The organism is Aquicoccus porphyridii, from assembly GCF_008369105.1.
Classification (GTDB): Bacteria; Pseudomonadota; Alphaproteobacteria; order Rhodobacterales; family Rhodobacteraceae; genus Aquicoccus; species Aquicoccus porphyridii.
Map to the genome: position 1 here is coordinate 198,378 of NZ_VINQ01000004.1, position 16,897 is coordinate 215,274.

Below are 16,897 nucleotides of genomic sequence, written 5' to 3' on the forward strand. Positions count from 1 at the left end.
CGATCTGAACGCAGCGCGTCCCACCGCGCGCCTCACCCGGGCACCAGCCCCTCGGGCCGCGGCCTGGGCCGAAGGCGCGACAGCGGTTGGCAATAGCTCTGCGCGCGCAGCCATGCCGCCATCTCTGCGCGCTTGGCGCGCGACCGCATCGGCCCCCAATCCGCCGACACGCCGCGCCACTTGCGCTTGAAACGCTCGGAATAGCCGTGAACCACCCCGTCCCGCGGCACCGTGCGCGCCATGATCCGCAGCGCACAGCTCAGGTTGTCGGCGCCGTTCGTCAACCCCGCACCGCTGCGCGCCCGACAGCCATAGCCCTGCGCCGTCGCGGGCAGGATCTGCATCAACCCGTACCATCGCCCGCCGCCGCCGACCGCATCGGGCCTGTAGGTGCTCTCGTACTTGGCAAGCGCCGACAGGAACCCCACCCAGAAGGCCGCGCGCCCTGGCCCATCGGCTTGCGGATAGGCCGGGCACCATGTCTCGATATCCTCCGGCACCATCCGCACCAGCGGCGCGGCGTGATCGCCCAGCGCCGAAAGCGCCGCGCGCGTCCAGAGCCGCGCCTCGGCCCGGTGCGACCAGCGCGCATGCGGCACGCCCGCACGGCGCATGCGCGGTCGTATCCGCAACGGATCGCCCTCTGCGGGCGCAACCGCGTCCGGGCGCATCGCGACCGCGTGGCTGTTTCGGTTGATCCGATCCACGGCCGCCGCCGGATCATGCCTCGACAGGGCTTCGGCAAACACCGGCCCCGCCAAACCCGCGCAAACCAGCGCGGCCAACGCACCGCGGCGCGCCATCTTGATCCCCCAGGTCATCGCGTAATGAAACGGGATATCGGCCCGGGGCGCAAGCCGCTTGGCGCGTCTCCGCCCGTCGGCGCGGGATGCCCCGAAAATCCATCGACAATTCCATGCCGGAACAAGGCATTGTCCCCGGTCCGGAAATCTCTTCGCAAGCCGCCGCCGCAATTCCCGCAAATCACCCCGCCCGTGCCCGGATTCGGCCCGAAACTGGCGCGATGCTGACCCCAGATCAGCCACAGGAGGGGACATGATACGATCTGCGGGATTCTCCGTCACACTGACGCGCGCGCTGCGCACCCTGCGCCCGGCACCGCTGCGCCGCCTTGCGGCCCGGGATACGCAGGCGCGCGATCGCGCCCTGGCCGAGCGGCTGGAACGACAGCTCATCCTGCCGACCGCCGAATCCCCGCACGAAGAGCTTTCGCGCGCCGCGATCCAGGACCGGGGCCAGTTCCTCGCACGCCAGGACCGCTGGGATGATCTGGCATCGGCGATCCGCACCGCCGACGCCGCGCGCCATGCCACGCCCTGCGCCATGTCGCATGCCGAACTGCTCAGCTATGGCGCCCGGGCCGACGTGGTGCACGCCACCGAAGAAGCACTGGCCGACGGGGCCAACCCGACACTTGATGGAATCGAGGCCCTCGAAGACGTGCTGGGCGAATTTCCCGAAGATTACGGGATCGCCGCGACCGTGGCGCTCGCGCATGCCGATATCGGCTGGGCGTGGCGCGGCACCGGCTGGCCACATGAAATCCCCGAACGCAACCAGCGGCTTTTCGCGGCCCATTTCGACCGTGCGGCGCGGATTCTCGAACCGGTTTTCGACCGACACCCCGATGCCCCGCTTCTTGCCGCGGCGCGCTGCACCCTGCTCAGCGCCGATCCCGAACCGGGAAAACGGCTCATGGACTGCTATGAGCGGCTGATCGACTTCAACCCGCACAACCCCCGCCCGATGCGCGCCCTCGGGAACCACCTGCTGCCGCGCTGGTTCGGCTCTTACGATGCGCTCGAACTCGAGGCCCGCCGCACCGCCGCGCGCAACGGCGCGACCTGGGGCAGCGGCGCCTATGCCTGGGTCTACATGGACGCGCTCGCCGTCGATCCGGGCGCCGCGCACGGGCTCGATCTCGACTTCTTTCTCGACGGGATGCGCGACATCCTCGCCAACCGCCCGGATCAGCACATCGCCAACATGCTCGCGGCCTATGCGGCGATCACGATGGACCCGGCCCGCACCCCCGCGAACGCCCCCGATCTCCTGCGCAAGACGCGCCGCGCGATCCACGGCACGCTCGACTGGATTCTCGCCGAGTACCTGTTCGAACTGCACCCGCTGATCTGGGCCGAGGCCAGCATCGGTCAGGGATATTCCAGCCTGCCGATGCGCTCGGCGCTGCTGCGCCGCGGCACGATGACCGCGCGCATGACCATCGCGCGCCATTTCGCCGATGAATTGCTGGCCGGAACCACCGTCGCCTTTTCGCGTCACGGGCTGCGGCTCTTTCCCGCGCGCTGATCCGGCATCGCCCGACTCACAGGCAGCGGCACCAGCCGTTCTCATCGGCCCCGATCAACCCTTCGCCGAGCGCCAGCCACCAGCCCGGATCGGCCACCACCGGGGCGGCCGGTTCCGCCGAGATAAACCCGGCACCGGCGGCAACAGCCGTCACCGCCAGTGCCGCAAGAATGATCTTGTGATAAAATGCCATGTGAAAACCCTCCGAATATGCGCGGATTTCACCACATTCCCCGCCCGCGCGACAGTCAGGGAAACCTGACCCCGCCACGGCAGGGCGCACGCCCCGACGCCCCCTTGCCCCCTTCGCGCCCCTGCCCTATAGCGTTTCAGGTTTACGAAAATAGCATCTGGATCGAAACGCGCGTTCGACCGAAGGGAGAGGCGGCGCATTTCGATTCCGTTGCAACCTGAAACGCTTTAGAAGGCTGCCAGTGCCAGCAAGGAACCGGAACGATGCTCGATCTCACCTATGAAGCCCCGAAACCCAAAGTGATCGCAGGCGCGAAACACGATTGGGAACTGGTGATCGGTATGGAGGTGCACGCACAGGTGGCCTCGCGCGCCAAGCTCTTCTCGGGCGCGTCGACCCAATTCGGCGCCGAACCCAATTCCAATGTCGCCTTCGTCGACGCGGCCATGCCCGGCATGCTGCCCGTGATCAACGAATTCTGCGTCGAGCAGGCGGTGCGCACCGGGCTAGGCCTCAAGGCGGCGATCAACCTCAAATCGGCCTTCGACCGCAAGAATTACTTCTACCCCGACAATCCACAGGGCTATCAGATCTCCCAGCTTTACGAGCCCATTGTCGGCGAAGGCGAGGTTCTCGTCGATATGGAGCCGGGCGTGGCCCGCAAGGTGCGGATCGAGCGCATCCATATCGAGCAGGACGCCGGCAAGTCGATTCACGACATGGACCCGAACATGTCCTTCGTCGATCTCAACCGCACCGGTGTCGCGCTGATGGAAATCGTCAGCCGTCCGGACATTCGCGGCCCGGAAGAGGCCGCCGCCTATATGCTGAAACTGCGCCAGATCCTGCGTTATCTGGGCACCTGCGACGGCAACATGCAAAACGGCAACCTGCGCGCCGATGTGAACGTGTCCGTCTGCCGCCCGGGCCAGTATGAGAAATACATGGAAACCCAGGATTTCGCGCATCTCGGCACCCGCTGCGAGATCAAGAACATGAACTCCATGCGCTTCATCCAGCAGGCCATCGACTATGAGGCGCGCCGCCAGATCAGGATTCTCGAGAATGGCGGCACCGTCGATCAGGAAACCCGCGGTTTCGACCCGGACACAGGCGAGACACGGAGCCAGCGTTCCAAGGAAGAGGCGCATGACTATCGCTATTTCCCCTGTCCCGACCTGCTGCCGCTCGAAATCGAACAGGCATGGGTCGACGATATCGCGGCCTCCCTGCCCGAACTGCCCGACGAGAAGAAGGCGCGGTTCATGGCCGATTACGGGCTCACCGAATATGACGCGAGCGTGCTGACCGCCGAAACCGACGCGGCCGCCTTTTTCGAAGAGGTGGCCAAAGGTCGCGATGGCAAGCTCGCCGCCAACTGGATCATCAACGAGCTCTTCGGCCGCCTCAAGAAGGAAGACCACGACATCACCGAAAGCCCGGTCTCGCCGGCACAGCTTGGCGGGATCATCGACCTGATCGCCTCGGACGTGATTTCCGGCAAGATCGCCAAGGATCTCTTCGAGATCGTCTACACCGAAGGGGGCGATCCGGCACGGATCGTTGACGAGCGTGGCATGAAACAGGTCACCGACACCGGCGCCATCGAAACCGCGCTCGACGAGATCATCGCCGCCAACCCCGCGCAGGTCGAAAAGGCCAAGGTGAACCCGAAACTCGCCGGCTGGTTCGTGGGGCAGGTGATGAAGGCCACCGGCGGCAAGGCCAACCCCAAGGCGGTGAACGAACTGGTGCAGGCCCGGCTCGGGCTGTGACCTGACGGCGGGGCGTGACCAGACCCCGGGGGTTTCACCCCCGGACCCCCAGGATATTTGACGCCAAATGAAGCCATGAGCGCGCACAAGTCAGCCCCCCGCCATAGAGCGAGGGGCCTTCACTTGGCACGGTCATCGGCGTCCCCGCCTGTACCGTGATCAGAGGCTAACGCGTCAGGGTTAACAACATGTTACTTCATTTGGCCCCAAATATCCCCGCCGGAGGCATCCAACCTCGCAACGCGCGCGCCGTTCAAGGCGGGCCCCGGAGCCGCTGTGCTCTTGCGCCCGCCCCCGGGATGGGCCATCCATCGCCCATGGACTGGGTCAAGATCATACACCTGCTTTGCGTCATGGGCTGGATGACATCCGTCTTCGCCGTGCCGCGCGCGCTGATCTACTGGAAGCGCGAACATGCCGCCTCGGGCGAGTTCGGCCCGACCGGCGATCTCACCGTGCGGCTCTATCGCTTCTCGGCGGGTCTGGCGGTCATTGGCGTGATCACCGGGCTCTGGCTCGCCTGGTCGGTCTGGGATTTCGCCCCCTGGACCCATCTCAAGCTCGCGCTCGTCGCGCTTCTGGCCGTGCATTACGCCTGGACCGGCCGCCTCGTGATGCGCGCCCGCCGGGGCGAATTTCGCGAAAGTGACCTCTTCCTGCGCATCTTCAACGAAATCTCCGTCATCGCCACGATCGCCATTCTCTGGGTCGTGGTGGTCAAACCGTTCTGAGACACATGACCAAAAACACCCCCTTCATCTCGACGCCGATGCGGGTCGAACCGGACTGGATCGACTATAACGGCCATCTCAACCTCGCCTTCTATCACGTGCTGTTCGACCGCGGCGTCGATCAGATCTGGGAGGAACTGGGCTTTGGCCCCGAGTATCGCGAGCAGCGGGGCTTCACCACCTATGCCGCCGAATCCCATGTCCGCTACCTGCGCGAGATCCACGAGGGCGACATGGTGCGCGCCTCGTTCCAACTGCTCGACCATGACGAGAAGCGGTTCCATTTCTACCAGGAACTCATCCATTCCGACGGCTGGGTCTCGGCCAGCGCCGAAGGCTTGACCCTGCATATCGACATGTCCGGCCCCCGCGTCGCCCCGATGCCGCCCGATATCCTCGCCAATATCGAGGCGCTGATGACGCGCCACCGCGACCTGCCGCGCCCGGCCTTGATCGGTCGCCCCATCGGCATCCGCCGCAAGTGACCGCGCGCACGGTTAACCTTTGATCCTGCCCTTTCGGCACGCATCGCCCGGCAGCCGGGTGGCAGCCGGACGGTGCGCGTGAGTCACCCCCCGATTTTTCGCCGGAAACCCGCGTTAACCCGGCGGCGCGGTTGCAAAATCATCCGTTAACCCGCGCTGGAATCCCCTGCCGGGGCCTGCTAGGAAACGTGGATGGGAAACCACGGAAAACACCCGATGACAGGCTATGAATACAAGGTCGTCCCGGCCCCGCGAAAGGCGCGCAAAGTCAAGGGCGCCAAGACCCCGGAGGCGCGATTTGCCTATGCCTTGCAAGAGGTTATGAACGAACATGCCGCCCTCGGCTGGGAGTTTCAGCGCGCCGAAACCCTGCCTTGCGACGAGCGCCAGGGCCTGACCTCCTCGCAGACCGTCTTTCGCGACCTTCTGGTGTTTCGCCGCCCCCGCGACGCCCAGCGCACCGAGGCGCAAGAAGATGTTCACCCCGAACCGACAGAATTGCCAGACACCACCGACACGCCCGAACCCGATCCCGAAGACAACATCACCGCCCCCACAACAGACGACACCGACACCACGCCCGACACCCCGGATCGCGACACAGGACGCACCTGACCCCTACCCAAGGTCCAGCGAAAGCGCATGGATCGAGGCCACCAGCTCCGGCCCCAGCGCCCGATGCACCGCGCGATGGCGCGCGACACGGCCCAGCGCGGCCAATTCGGTGGCACGCAGACGCAAGGCAAAATGGCTCTCTCCCGAGCCATCATCCCCCGCATGGCCCGCGTGGCGCGCAGATTCATTTATGATTTCAAGCTCTTGTATATCGAATGCCGCCTCGATCGCGGCCCGTATTTCCGCCTCTTTCGACATTTTTTCTCTCCTGCCCTCTTTCGGTTTTCACCCAGAAGAGTAAACTCCCGGGTCCGAGTCGAAAAGGTGCCTCTATCATGCGAAAACCCGACCCCTTCGGTTTCGATATCTCTGTATCGTCGGCCAAGAAGAAGAACCCGCGCGGTCGGCGCGGCATGTCCGGCGCGTCCGAAACATCGACCCGGGTCTGCGACCACGAGGGGTGCAACGAACCGGGCAAGTTTCGCGCGCCCAAGGCCCCGGACGTGCTCGACGACTATTTCTGGTTCTGCAAGGAGCACGTGCGCGAATATAACCTCAAGTGGAATTTCTTCGACGGCACGACCGAGGCCGAGATGAACGCACAGGCCTCCAAGGACAAGGTCTGGGAGCGCCAGACCCGCGACTTCCGTGACCCCGAGGCCCGCGCCTGGGCCCGGCTCGGAATCGAGGACCCGCACCAGGTGCTGGGCGCCAATGCCACGCAGAACCCCGGCAAACGCTCCGGCTCGCCGGGCCGTCGCCTGCCCCCCACCGAACGCCGCGCAATCGAGATTCTCGAAGTCAAGGACAGCGCCACGAAAACCGAGGTGCGCAAGGCGTACAAGGCGCTGATCAAGGTGCTGCACCCCGACATGAACGGCGGTGACCGCTCACAGGAAGAGCAGTTGCAAGAGGTGATGTGGGCCTGGGAACAGGTCAAGGACAGCCGCAACTTCAAATGACGACCGAGGCCCGCGCGACCCGGCGATTCGCCATCCCACGCGCGCTATCGTGCGGTCGCGTTCAGATTTCGTAAGCTTTCGCGCGCATCATCTCACGCGGGCCGAAAGACAAGGCTCACACCGTTGATGCAATGCCGCTTGCCGGTGGGTTTCGGCCCGTCATCGAAAATATGGCCCAAGTGGCTGCCGCAACGCGCACAATGGCATTCGGTATAGGTGCCAAAAAGCGTCCGGTCGGGTTTCGTGCCGATCGCACCGCTCTTGGCCTGCCAGAAGCTCGGCCAGCCCGTGCCGCTGTCGTACTTGTGCTCGCTCGAATAAAGCGCCAGGTCACAGCCCCGGCAATGATAGGTGCCCGCGCCATATTCCTTGTCGAGCGGCGAGGAAAACGCCCGTTCGGTGCCTTCCTTGCGCATCACCTTGTATTCCAGCGGGCTCAGCATCGCGCGCCACTCCTCGTCGGTGCGCGTCACCTCGAAGGCGCGCGCCAGGCCGGGGGCGATTCCTGCCACCATCGCCGCCGGTGCGGCGAGTGCCAGTTGGAAAAATCTCCGTCGTTGCATGACTAACTCCTTTTCCGCCCCTGTTCTGCGCCACATGCGGGGCCCATGCAATCACGCGCCGCGCAACTTCGCGTGAAGCCAGGCGCGCCACGCGGGCCACCGGTCAACGACCGGCAGCCCCACGATTTGGCGTTGTCAGCTTCACATCGCCGGCAGGATCAGCCGGTCGACCACATGGATCACCCCGTTCGATTGCTCGACATCCGCGATGGTCACGTTGATCGTCCGTCCGCGCTCGTCTTCCAGCATGATCCGGTCGCCGTCATAGGTCGCCTTGAGCATGCAACCGCCCAGCGTGGGCACGACATGCATGCCGCCATCATCGTCGACCATGCCCTTGATCGCGCCCGACATCGCGTCGGCAGCGACCACGTGGCAGGTCAGGACCTGGGTCAACTGGTCTTTCGCCTCGGGCTGCAACAGCGCCTCGACCGTGCCCTCCTGGAGCCTGTCAAAGGCCGCGTTGGTGGGAGCAAAGACGGTGAACGGCCCCTCGCCCTGAAGCGTCTCGACCAGCCCCGCCGCCTGCACGGCGGCCACCAGCGTGGTGTGATCGGCCGAATTCACCGCGTTCTCGACAATGTTCTTCGTCGCGAACATCGGCGCGCCACCGACCATCGGATTTTCGGCCTGGGCGACCCCGGCGAATGCGGTGAATGCGGCGACAAGTGCGATCTGTTTCATGTCTTGGTCCTTTCGTGTTGCGTTGTCCCTGCCCCTCACAGGCAGGTCACACGCAGTCACGTCAGGGCCGGTCCCGGGGTTTCTCCTCTCACGAACCTGTGATCACCTGCCCCGCAGCCAGCACCGCGCCGGTCGGTTGCCCGGTCGGTGATCCCCCCGCGGGTTCATCGGAAATCGCAAGTGTCGCCCCGGCCATCTGCGGGCCAAGAGCATCGGGTACGGACAGCACACCGCGCTCGCGCTCGGGCAGAACCCCGAGCGAGACAGGCGCCGCATCGCCCGCAATCAGCCAAAGCTCGAACGAGCGCCCGGGTTCCGGTGCGCCGCCAACCCGCGAAACCTCAAGCTGACCTGTCGCTTCGTCATATCCGGCCAGAACCCGCAAATCGCCGCTCTCGGCCTCGATGTAAGCAACCAGATCGGCCTGTGGCACTGTCGGCGTCCCGAATGGCCCCAGATAGAGCAAAAGCACCGCCAGCATCGCCGCCAGCGCCGCACCCAGCCCCCAACCACGCCAGTAACGCCAGCGCGAGCGTCCCGGTCCCGCCTGCGTCGACCCGAACAGCCCGCTCTCAAGTTCCTGCCAGACATGCGCGGGCGGAGGCACGTCCGCACCATCCGCCAAGCCGGCGAAATGCTCGGCCCAGGCGGCATATTCCGCCCGCAAATCGGGATCGTCGCGCAGCCGCGCCTCGAACGCCCTCGCCTCGGCCTCGTCCAGCAGGCCAAGCGCGTATTCCGCGGCGCGGATACGGTCGTCTTCCCGGTCTGGCCTTCCCTCGCTCATCGGCTCAGGCACTCCCTCAGTTTCAACAGGCTGCGACGCAGCCATGTCCGCATGGTGTTGAGCGGCACCTCGTGGCGCGCGGCCAGCTCGGCATAGCTCAACCCCTCGATATAGGCCCCGCGCACAGCCCCCGCCCGCGCGGCTTCCAACTCGTCCAGACAGGCGTCGATCCGCGCCCGCTCATCGGCGGCCACAACCTGCGCCTCGGGGCCGGGGGCCGGATCGGCCATATGCGCCGTGGCCTCGTCCGGATTGCCCGCACGCGTCACCCCGGTCGCCCGCAGTCGGCGCAATCGGTCGATACTCAGATTTCGCGTCACCGTGATCAACCATGTCATCGGGCTCAGCCCGTTGGCGCGATAGCGGTCGGCCTTGTGCCAGATCCGCACAAACACCTCCTGCAACACCTCTTCGGCTTCGGCCCTGTCATTCAAGATACGCAAGGCAACCCCGAAAAGTTTCGCGGAGGTCGCCCGATAAAGCCCGGCAAACGCCGCCCGGTCGCCCATGGCGGTGCGGGCCAGCATGTCTTCTATATCCGCGTGCGTCGTCATCGAGGCGAGATTGGCACGAAACCGGCCCAGCGTCACCTACCGACAAGGCGCTGTAGAATTTTTTTCGCCGCACCGCCCCGACGCCCCCGCGTCAGACCGCCCCGACCCTTGCCCTTGGGCGCAATTTATTGCACCACGTGCGGGTTGGCATTTTGGCCGGGCTCAGAGGACGACAGAACATGGCGGACGGATCGATCGACATCAACGCGAAACCCACCGAGGAAATCTCGGTCCGCGAGGTCTTTGGCATTGATACGGACATGACGATAAAAGGGTTTTCCGACCGCTCCGAACGGGTGCCCGATATCGATTCGACCTACAAGTTCGACCCCGACACCACGCTCGCCATCCTTGCCGGGTTCTCGCACAACCGCCGGGTGATGATCCAAGGCTATCACGGCACCGGCAAATCCACCCATATCGAACAGGTGGCCGCGCATCTCAACTGGCCCTGCGTGCGCGTCAATCTCGACAGCCATATCAGCCGGATCGACCTCATCGGCAAGGACGCGATCAAGCTCAAGGACGGCAAGCAGGTCACCGAGTTTCACGAGGGCATCCTGCCCTGGGCGCTGCGCAACCCCACCGCCATCGTGTTCGACGAATACGACGCCGGCCGTGCCGACGTGATGTTCGTGATCCAGCGGGTTCTCGAAACCGACGGCAAGCTCACCCTGCTCGACCAGAACGAGATCATCACCCCGCACAAGTATTTCCGCCTCTTCGCCACCGCCAACACCGTCGGCCTGGGTGACACGACCGGGCTTTATCACGGGGTGCAACAGATCAACCAGGCCCAGATGGACCGCTGGAGCCTCGTCGCCACGCTGAACTATCTCAGCCATGACGCCGAAACCGCCATCGTTCTGGCCAAGAACCCGCATTACAACACCGAAAAGGGCCGCCGCATCGTCAGCCAGATGGTCACCATCGCGGACCTCACGCGCACCGCCTTCATGAACGGCGACCTCTCGACCCTGATGAGCCCGCGCACGGTCATCACATGGGCCCAGAACGCCGAGATTTTCCGCAATGTCGGCTATGCCTTCCGCGTGACTTTCCTCAACAAATGCGACGAGCTCGAGCGCCAGACCGTGGCCGAATTCTACCAGCGCTGCTTTGACGAGGAACTCCCCGAGTCGGCCGCCAGCGTGAGCCTGGGATGACGCGCAGCCGCTCATCCTGCCCTGACATGCGGGCCGCGCAAGGCGACCCGCAAGGGCCGATGAGCGTCCTGCCAAGGACATCGCGATGAGCAAACCCACCGACAACCCCGCCGATCCGTTCAAGAAGGCCCTGGCCGAGGCCACCAAGGTCATGGCCGACGATCCCGAACTGTCGGTCTCCTATTCGGTCGATCCCGCCGGGCTTTCGGGCGATGCGATGCGCCTGCCGCAGGTCAGCCGCCGGATGACCCGCGACGAGGTTCTGCTCGCCCGCGGCACGGCGGACGCACTGGCGCTCCGGCACAAGTTCCACGATGGCGCCACCCACGCCAAATACGCGCCGCCCGGCGATATGGCCCGCGACATCTACGAGGCGATGGAAACCGCCCGTTGCGAGGCGATGGGCGCGCGCGAAATGCCCGGCACCTCGGGCAATATCGACGCCAAGATCGCCGACGAGGCCCGCCGTCGCGGCTATGAGCAGATCACCGACAGTTCCGACGCACCGCTGGCCGCCGCCGCCGGCTATCTCACCCGCCATCTTGCTACCGGTCGCGACCTGCCCCCCGGGGCCGACAACGTCATGAAGCTCTGGCAGGGTTTCATCGAGGAGCAGGCCGGCGGCACACTTGAGGACCTCCAGGAAAAGCTCTCCGATCAGGCCGAATTCGCCCGTTTCGCCCGCCAGGTCATCACCGATCTGGGCTATGGCGATCAGTTGGGCGATGATCCCGACGCGCCCGACGACGACCAGGACGATCAGGACGACGAGGCGCAGGAAGAGGAAAATCCCGAGGACGCGGGCCAGGAAGACAGCGAGGACCAGTCCGGCGAGGCCGATCCCGAGCAGACCCAAGACGATCAGCAGGACGCCTCAGAAGCCCAGGTCTCGATGGACGAAATGGCCGAGGACGAAATGGGCGACGAGGCCGAAATGCCCGACGGCGAGGCCCCGCTCGATCCACCGCCACCGCCGCAACTCTCGGATGCCGACCCCGATTACCGCGCCTTTGAAACCGAATTCGACGAAGAGATCGCCGCCGAAGACCTTGCCGAACCGGCCGAGCTTGAACGGCTGCGCTCCTATCTCGATCAACAGCTTGACCCGCTCAAGGGCGCGGTGGGACGGCTTGCCAACAAGCTCCAGCGCCGGTTGCAGGCCCAGCAGAACCGCTCGTGGGAGTTCGACCGCGAAGAGGGTATCCTCGACGCCGGGCGCCTCGCGCGCGTGGTGGCCAACCCCACAACGCCGCTCTCCTTCAAGGTCGAGAAAGACACCGAGTTCCGCGACACGGTGGTGACGCTGCTTCTCGACAATTCCGGCTCGATGCGGGGCCGTCCGATCTCGATCGCGGCGATCTGCGCCGATGTGCTCGCCCGCACGCTGGAGCGTTGCGACGTCAAGGTCGAGATCCTTGGCTTCACCACCCGGGCATGGAAAGGCGGTCAAAGCCGCGAGAGATGGCTCAATGACGGCCGCCCGGCCCAGCCCGGCCGCCTCAACGACCTGCGCCACATCGTCTACAAGGGCGCGGATGCGCCGTGGCGCCGGGTCCGGCCCAACCTCGGGCTGATGATGAAAGAGGGGCTCCTGAAGGAAAACATCGACGGCGAGGCGCTGGAATGGGCGCATCGCCGCATGCTGATGCGCCCCGAGGCGCGGCGCATCCTGATGGTGATCTCCGACGGCGCGCCGGTCGATGATTCGACCCTCTCGGTCAACCCGGCCAATTACCTCGAAAAACACCTGCGCGACGTGATCGCGATGATCGAAAAGAAAAAGATCGTCGAGCTTCTGGCCATCGGCATCGGCCATGACGTGACCCGCTATTACGAGCGCGCGGTGACGATCACCGATGTCGAACAACTGGCCGGCGCCATGACCGAACAGCTGGCCGCCCTGTTCGACACCGACCCACGCGCAAGGGCACGATTCCTCGGCATCAGGAAGGCCGGTTAAGGCCCGACCGGACCATCCCGCCATCAGATCGCGCAGGTGCGACAGGTTTCCCGCCTTTGCCTGTTGCGCATGGGCGGATTTCCTTGTTCGATGCGGCCAAACTACAGGGGATTTTCATGTTTCAAAGTTTCCAGGACACCTCGAACCCATCCAAAGGCCCCGAGCGGCTGGCCACGCTGCGTGCGCTCATGCGCCGCGAAGGGTTTGCCGGTTTTCTCGTGCCACGCGCCGATGCGCATCAGGGCGAATACGTCGCCGAACGCGACGCCCGGCTGGCATGGCTCACCGGTTTCACCGGGTCGGCCGGGTTCTGTGCGGTGCTCCCGCACAAGGCCGGGGTCTTCATCGACGGGCGCTATCGCACACAGGTCAAGCGACAGGTTGATCCTGATCATTTCACCCCGGTCCCCTGGCCCGAGACCCAGCTTGGCGATTGGCTCGCGGCCGAACTGCCCGACGGGGGCACCGTGGCCTATGACCCGTGGCTTCACACCCCCGACGAGATCGCAACGCTTGAACAAAAGCTTGCACCCAAGGGCATAGCACTTGCCCCCCATGGCAATCTCGTCGACATGATCTGGTCGGATCAGCCTCCGCCCCCCACCGGCCGCATCACCCCCTATCCCGCCGATCTCGCTGGCGAATCGCACGAGGGCAAACGCGCCCGGCTGGCCGAGGCACTGCGCAGTGCCGGGCAATCGGCGGCGGTGATCACGCTTGCGGATTCCATCGCGTGGCTCTTGAACATCCGCGGTGCGGACATCCCGCGCAACCCGGTGCCCCACGCCTTCGCCATCCTGCACGACGATGCGCGCCTGACGCTCTTTGTCGATCCGGCCAAGCTCGATGACAGCCTGCGCGCCCATCTCGGTGGGCAGGTCACGATCCGTCCACCCTCGGCCTTTGCCCCGGCGCTGCATTCGCTGACCGGCAAGGTGCGCGTCGACCCCAAGACCGCCCCGATCCTCGTGGTGCAGGAACTCGACGAGGCTGGCGTCGCCCATGACCGGGGCGAAGACCCCTGCCTTCTGCCCAAGGCCCGCAAGACCCGCGCCGAAATCGCCGCCACAAGCGAAGCGCATCTGCGCGACGCCTCCGCGATGGTCGAATTCCTCGCCTGGTTCGACGCCCAAGCCCCCGATACGATTACCGAGATCGACGTGGTCACCGCCCTCGAAGGATTCCGCCGCGCCACCAACGCGCTGATCGACATCAGCTTCGACACCATCGCGGGCACCGGCCCCAACGGTGCGGTGATGCATTACCGCGTGACCGAGGGGTCAAACACGCGGCTCGAAGACGGGCACCTGATCGTGGTCGACAGCGGCGGGCAATATATCGACGGCACCACCGACATCACCCGCACCCTGCCCGTGGGCCGCGTGGGTGACGAGGAACGTCACTGCTTCACCCGCGTTCTCAAGGGCATGATCGCGATTTCCCGGGCGCGCTTTCCCAAGGGCCTCGCCGGGCGCGATCTCGACGCGCTGGCGCGGTATCCCCTCTGGCTCGCCGGGCAGGATTTCAACCACGGCACCGGCCATGGCGTGGGGGTCTATCTCTGCGTTCACGAAGGCCCGCAGCGTCTTGCCCGGATAAGCCATGTGCCGCTCGATCCCGGCATGATCCTGTCGAACGAACCCGGCTATTACCGCGAAGGCGCCTTCGGCATCCGCCTTGAAAACCTGATCGTCGTGCGCGAGGCCGAGGCCCTGCAAGGCGGGGATGATCGCGACATGTACGATTTCGAAACCCTGACATGGGTGCCGATCGACCGTCGCCTGATCCTGCCCACGATGATGACCGCCGATGAAATCGACTGGCTCAACCGTTATCACGCCGCCTGCCGCGACAAAATCGGCCCTCGGGTTTCCGAGGCGGCTCGGCTATGGTTGCAAGGCGCGACCGAGCCACTTTGACATGTCGGCGCAACAATTGCGCGTCAGACTGGCGTGGCGAAACCCGGGAGGAAACGGAAAATGGCACCGAAAATCACGATCACACGCGCGCCCGGCACATGGGTGGTGCGCGCAGGCGGCGCCGTTCTGGGCGAGTCGAAGAATGCGCTGGAACTCGTCGAAGGCGACATGCCCCCGGTGATCTATTTCCCGCGCGAAGACATCGCCATGGCCTTTCTTGACGAAAGCGACCACGCGACGACCTGCCCATGGAAGGGTGCGGCGCGTTACTTCTCGATCGTGACCAAATCGACCACGCTTGAAAACACCGTCTGGTCCTATGAAAATCCGCAGGAAGACGTGGCCCGTATCAAGGATCACCTCGCCTTTTACCCCAGCGAAAAAGTGGCGGTCGAGCAGGTCTGACCCGCAGCACGCTCAGGAATGCTCTTCCTCCGCCGTCGCCGCCAGCGCCCGGTTATAGGATTTGAGCGCATCGACATGCCAGAGCGCGCCCCATAGTTCGGGGCGATTATTCTCGCCGGTGAGACTCAGCACCGGAAGATACGCCGCGCCCGACTGTTCAAAGACCGGCATCGCGGTTTCGAGCGTCGCGTTGGCGTCGACATAGATACCGTCCTCGACCATCTGCCACAGGTCGCTCTCGTCCGGGCATTCACGCTCGCCCAACGGCTTCATCAGGCTCACCACCCGGAACATCGCCAGCAGATAGGCTTGTGGGCCAGCAGCGAGACGCACCCCGCGCCGTTCAAGCTGGGTCAGGAAAAACGACCGATCCACCAGCCGCGAACTCAGCGCCGTCGACATGCTGACCGCGACCATCACCGCCAGCCCGGTCTGCCAGTCTCCGGTCATCTCGAACACGATCAGCGTGGTCGAGATCGGCGCACCCAGCACCGCCGCGGCCACCGCGCCCATACCCGCCAGCGCATAAAGCGTGTCCGCACCCGACACCTCGGGAAAGACCGACGTGGCGATCAGGCCAAACGCGAGCCCGGTCAACGCCCCCACCATGAGCGACGGTGAAAAGACACCGCCCCCCATGCGCCCCGCCATGGTGATCGCCACCGCAACCACCTTGAGCACGCAAAACACCACCGCCTCATGCAGGACAAGTTGCCCGGTCAGCGCGGCGCTCGTGGTCTCATATCCGACACCGATGATATGCGGAAACCAGATCGCGATCCCCCCCAGCAGGAGCCCGGTCACCGCCGGGCGCAGCCAGCGCGGCAAACCGATCCGTGCCTGCGTATGGCCGGCCATGTCCTCGGCCAGGAAAATCACCCGCATCATCACCACCGCAACCAGGCCACACACCAGCCCGAGCAACAGGAAGGCAGGCAACTCGACATAGAATTCCAGTGCCGAGGTGCCGGGCAAGGCGAACTCGGTCACATCGCCAAAGGCCAAGCGGTTGATCACCGTCCCGGCCACGCTGGCGATGACGATGGGGGCGAAGGCATGCACCGCGAAATGCCGCAGCACCACCTCGAGCGCGAACAACGCCCCCGCGATCGGCGCGTTGAAACTCGCCGAAACCGCGGCAGCCACCGCGCATCCCATCAGGTCGCGCCCGGTCATGCCGCTGGCGTGAATCCGGTTGCTCACCCAACTCGAAATCAGGCTGGCCAGATGCACCACCGGCCCCTCGCGCCCGGTCGATCCGCCCGTGCCCAGCGTAATCAGCGAGGCCAGCGCCGAGGCCACACCGGCCCGCCCCTCGACCCGCCCCTGGTAAAGCGCCGCCCCCTCGATCACGTCCGACACCGAGCGCACGCGCCCGTCATCGGTAAAGAAATGCAGGATCAGCCCCACCGCCAACCCGCCCAGCGTCGGAATGATCAGCACCCAGATCCACGGCAGCGTCTCGGCAAAGGAATGCAGCCGGTTCACGTTGTCGGTGCCATAGGCCCAGCCCTGCAATGCCTCGATTCCCAACCGGAACAGCAACGCGGAAAACCCGGCCCCGATCCCGATCACCAACGCCAACAGCCAGAACTGGAACTGGCTCGGCCCGGTCTCGCGCAGGATTGCAAAGGTCCGCCGGATCTCCTGCGCGGCCCGTGCGCGTGTTTCTGTCCAGAAGGATCGTTGCGGCCGGTTCATCACATCTCAATCGCGGGCAATTTTAGACAAATCCGGCGGGACGCCCCTTCCCCATACCTCCGGCAT

At 65.1% G+C, this 16,897-nt stretch carries 18 protein-coding genes; 10 read left to right on the top strand and 8 right to left on the bottom strand.

Going from position 1 to position 16,897, the window contains the following annotated elements; genetic code table 11:
- Positions 1-32 precede the first annotated feature (32 nt).
- Positions 33-821, bottom strand: a complete 789-nt coding sequence (locus FLO80_RS08095; RefSeq protein WP_246156611.1) for a transglycosylase SLT domain-containing protein — start codon at positions 819-821, stop codon at positions 33-35.
- Between the two features lie 235 nt (positions 822-1,056).
- On the opposite strand from FLO80_RS08095, the gene FLO80_RS08100 reads away from it, so the two are divergent.
- Complete coding sequence (locus FLO80_RS08100; protein WP_111365476.1) at positions 1,057-2,331, top strand: hypothetical protein; 1,275 nt, start codon at positions 1,057-1,059, stop codon at positions 2,329-2,331.
- 16 nt (positions 2,332-2,347) lie between these two features.
- Here FLO80_RS08100 and FLO80_RS22845 read toward each other — a convergent pair whose 3' ends face one another.
- A complete protein-coding gene (locus tag FLO80_RS22845) occupies positions 2,348-2,524 on the bottom strand; it encodes a hypothetical protein (RefSeq protein WP_188078240.1) in 177 nt (58 codons plus the stop codon).
- 263 nt (positions 2,525-2,787) lie between these two features.
- Between FLO80_RS22845 and gatB the strand changes: the two genes are divergently transcribed.
- The 4 genes from gatB to FLO80_RS08120 all read left to right on the top strand — a co-directional run bounded on the left by gatB (position 2,788) and on the right by FLO80_RS08120 (position 6,130).
- Positions 2,788-4,299, top strand: coding sequence for an Asp-tRNA(Asn)/Glu-tRNA(Gln) amidotransferase subunit GatB (gene gatB, locus FLO80_RS08105; protein WP_111365478.1), 1,512 nt, complete (start codon positions 2,788-2,790; stop codon positions 4,297-4,299).
- A 317-nt stretch (positions 4,300-4,616) separates the two neighbouring features.
- On the top strand, positions 4,617-5,030 hold the full coding sequence (locus FLO80_RS08110; protein ID WP_111365480.1) for a CopD family protein: 414 nt from the start codon (positions 4,617-4,619) through the stop codon (positions 5,028-5,030).
- 5 nt (positions 5,031-5,035) lie between these two features.
- Positions 5,036-5,515: a thioesterase family protein gene (locus tag FLO80_RS08115; protein ID WP_111365482.1), complete on the top strand. Its 480-nt coding sequence runs from the start codon at positions 5,036-5,038 to the stop codon at positions 5,513-5,515.
- A 216-nt stretch (positions 5,516-5,731) separates the two neighbouring features.
- Entirely contained in the window at positions 5,732-6,130 is a 399-nt protein-coding gene (locus FLO80_RS08120; RefSeq protein ID WP_111365484.1) for a DUF4177 domain-containing protein, read from the top strand.
- A 3-nt stretch (positions 6,131-6,133) separates the two neighbouring features.
- Here FLO80_RS08120 and FLO80_RS08125 read toward each other — a convergent pair whose 3' ends face one another.
- The gene (locus tag FLO80_RS08125; protein WP_111365486.1) at positions 6,134-6,388 is read right to left on the bottom strand and encodes a BolA family protein; all 255 of its coding nucleotides are present in this window, start codon (positions 6,386-6,388) and stop codon (positions 6,134-6,136) included.
- Between the two features lie 77 nt (positions 6,389-6,465).
- Here FLO80_RS08125 and FLO80_RS08130 point away from each other — a divergent pair, with 77 nt between their 5' ends.
- Positions 6,466-7,092 (top strand): DnaJ domain-containing protein, encoded by a 627-nt coding sequence (locus FLO80_RS08130; protein ID WP_111365488.1) that lies wholly within the window; start codon positions 6,466-6,468, stop codon positions 7,090-7,092.
- Positions 7,093-7,184: 92 nt separating this feature from the next.
- On the opposite strand, the gene msrB is transcribed toward FLO80_RS08130, so the two are convergent.
- The 4 genes from msrB to FLO80_RS08150 form a co-directional block, all read right to left on the bottom strand.
- Positions 7,185-7,655 carry a peptide-methionine (R)-S-oxide reductase MsrB gene (msrB, locus tag FLO80_RS08135; protein WP_111365489.1) on the bottom strand — a complete coding sequence of 157 codons (471 nt, stop codon included), beginning with the start codon at positions 7,653-7,655 and terminating at the stop codon, positions 7,185-7,187.
- A gap of 141 nt (positions 7,656-7,796) precedes the next feature.
- A complete protein-coding gene (locus tag FLO80_RS08140; protein ID WP_111365491.1) occupies positions 7,797-8,339 on the bottom strand; it encodes a fasciclin domain-containing protein in 543 nt (180 codons plus the stop codon).
- An 88-nt stretch (positions 8,340-8,427) separates the two neighbouring features.
- Positions 8,428-9,126 carry an anti-sigma factor gene (locus tag FLO80_RS08145; protein WP_111365493.1) on the bottom strand — a complete coding sequence of 233 codons (699 nt, stop codon included), beginning with the start codon at positions 9,124-9,126 and terminating at the stop codon, positions 8,428-8,430.
- Positions 9,123-9,680, bottom strand: coding sequence for a sigma-70 family RNA polymerase sigma factor (locus FLO80_RS08150; RefSeq protein WP_111365737.1), 558 nt, complete (start codon positions 9,678-9,680; stop codon positions 9,123-9,125). The genes FLO80_RS08145 and FLO80_RS08150 overlap by 4 nt, the downstream gene beginning before the upstream one ends.
- Positions 9,681-9,859: 179 nt before the next feature.
- Here FLO80_RS08150 and cobS point away from each other — a divergent pair, with 179 nt between their 5' ends.
- From cobS to FLO80_RS08170, 4 genes are all read left to right on the top strand, one after another.
- Positions 9,860-10,846 (top strand): cobaltochelatase subunit CobS, encoded by a 987-nt coding sequence (gene cobS / locus FLO80_RS08155; protein ID WP_111365495.1) that lies wholly within the window; start codon positions 9,860-9,862, stop codon positions 10,844-10,846.
- Positions 10,847-10,931: 85 nt separating this feature from the next.
- Positions 10,932-12,806, top strand: coding sequence for a cobaltochelatase subunit CobT (gene cobT, locus FLO80_RS08160; RefSeq protein ID WP_111365497.1), 1,875 nt, complete (start codon positions 10,932-10,934; stop codon positions 12,804-12,806).
- Positions 12,807-12,922: 116 nt separating this feature from the next.
- Entirely contained in the window at positions 12,923-14,725 is a 1,803-nt protein-coding gene (locus tag FLO80_RS08165; RefSeq protein WP_111365739.1) for an aminopeptidase P family protein, read from the top strand.
- A 60-nt stretch (positions 14,726-14,785) separates the two neighbouring features.
- Positions 14,786-15,130, top strand: coding sequence for a DUF427 domain-containing protein (locus FLO80_RS08170; protein ID WP_111365499.1), 345 nt, complete (start codon positions 14,786-14,788; stop codon positions 15,128-15,130).
- Between the two features lie 12 nt (positions 15,131-15,142).
- On the opposite strand, the gene FLO80_RS08175 is transcribed toward FLO80_RS08170, so the two are convergent.
- Positions 15,143-16,831 carry a chloride channel protein gene (locus FLO80_RS08175; RefSeq protein ID WP_111365501.1) on the bottom strand — a complete coding sequence of 563 codons (1,689 nt, stop codon included), beginning with the start codon at positions 16,829-16,831 and terminating at the stop codon, positions 15,143-15,145.
- Between the last annotated feature and the right edge of the window lie 66 nt (positions 16,832-16,897).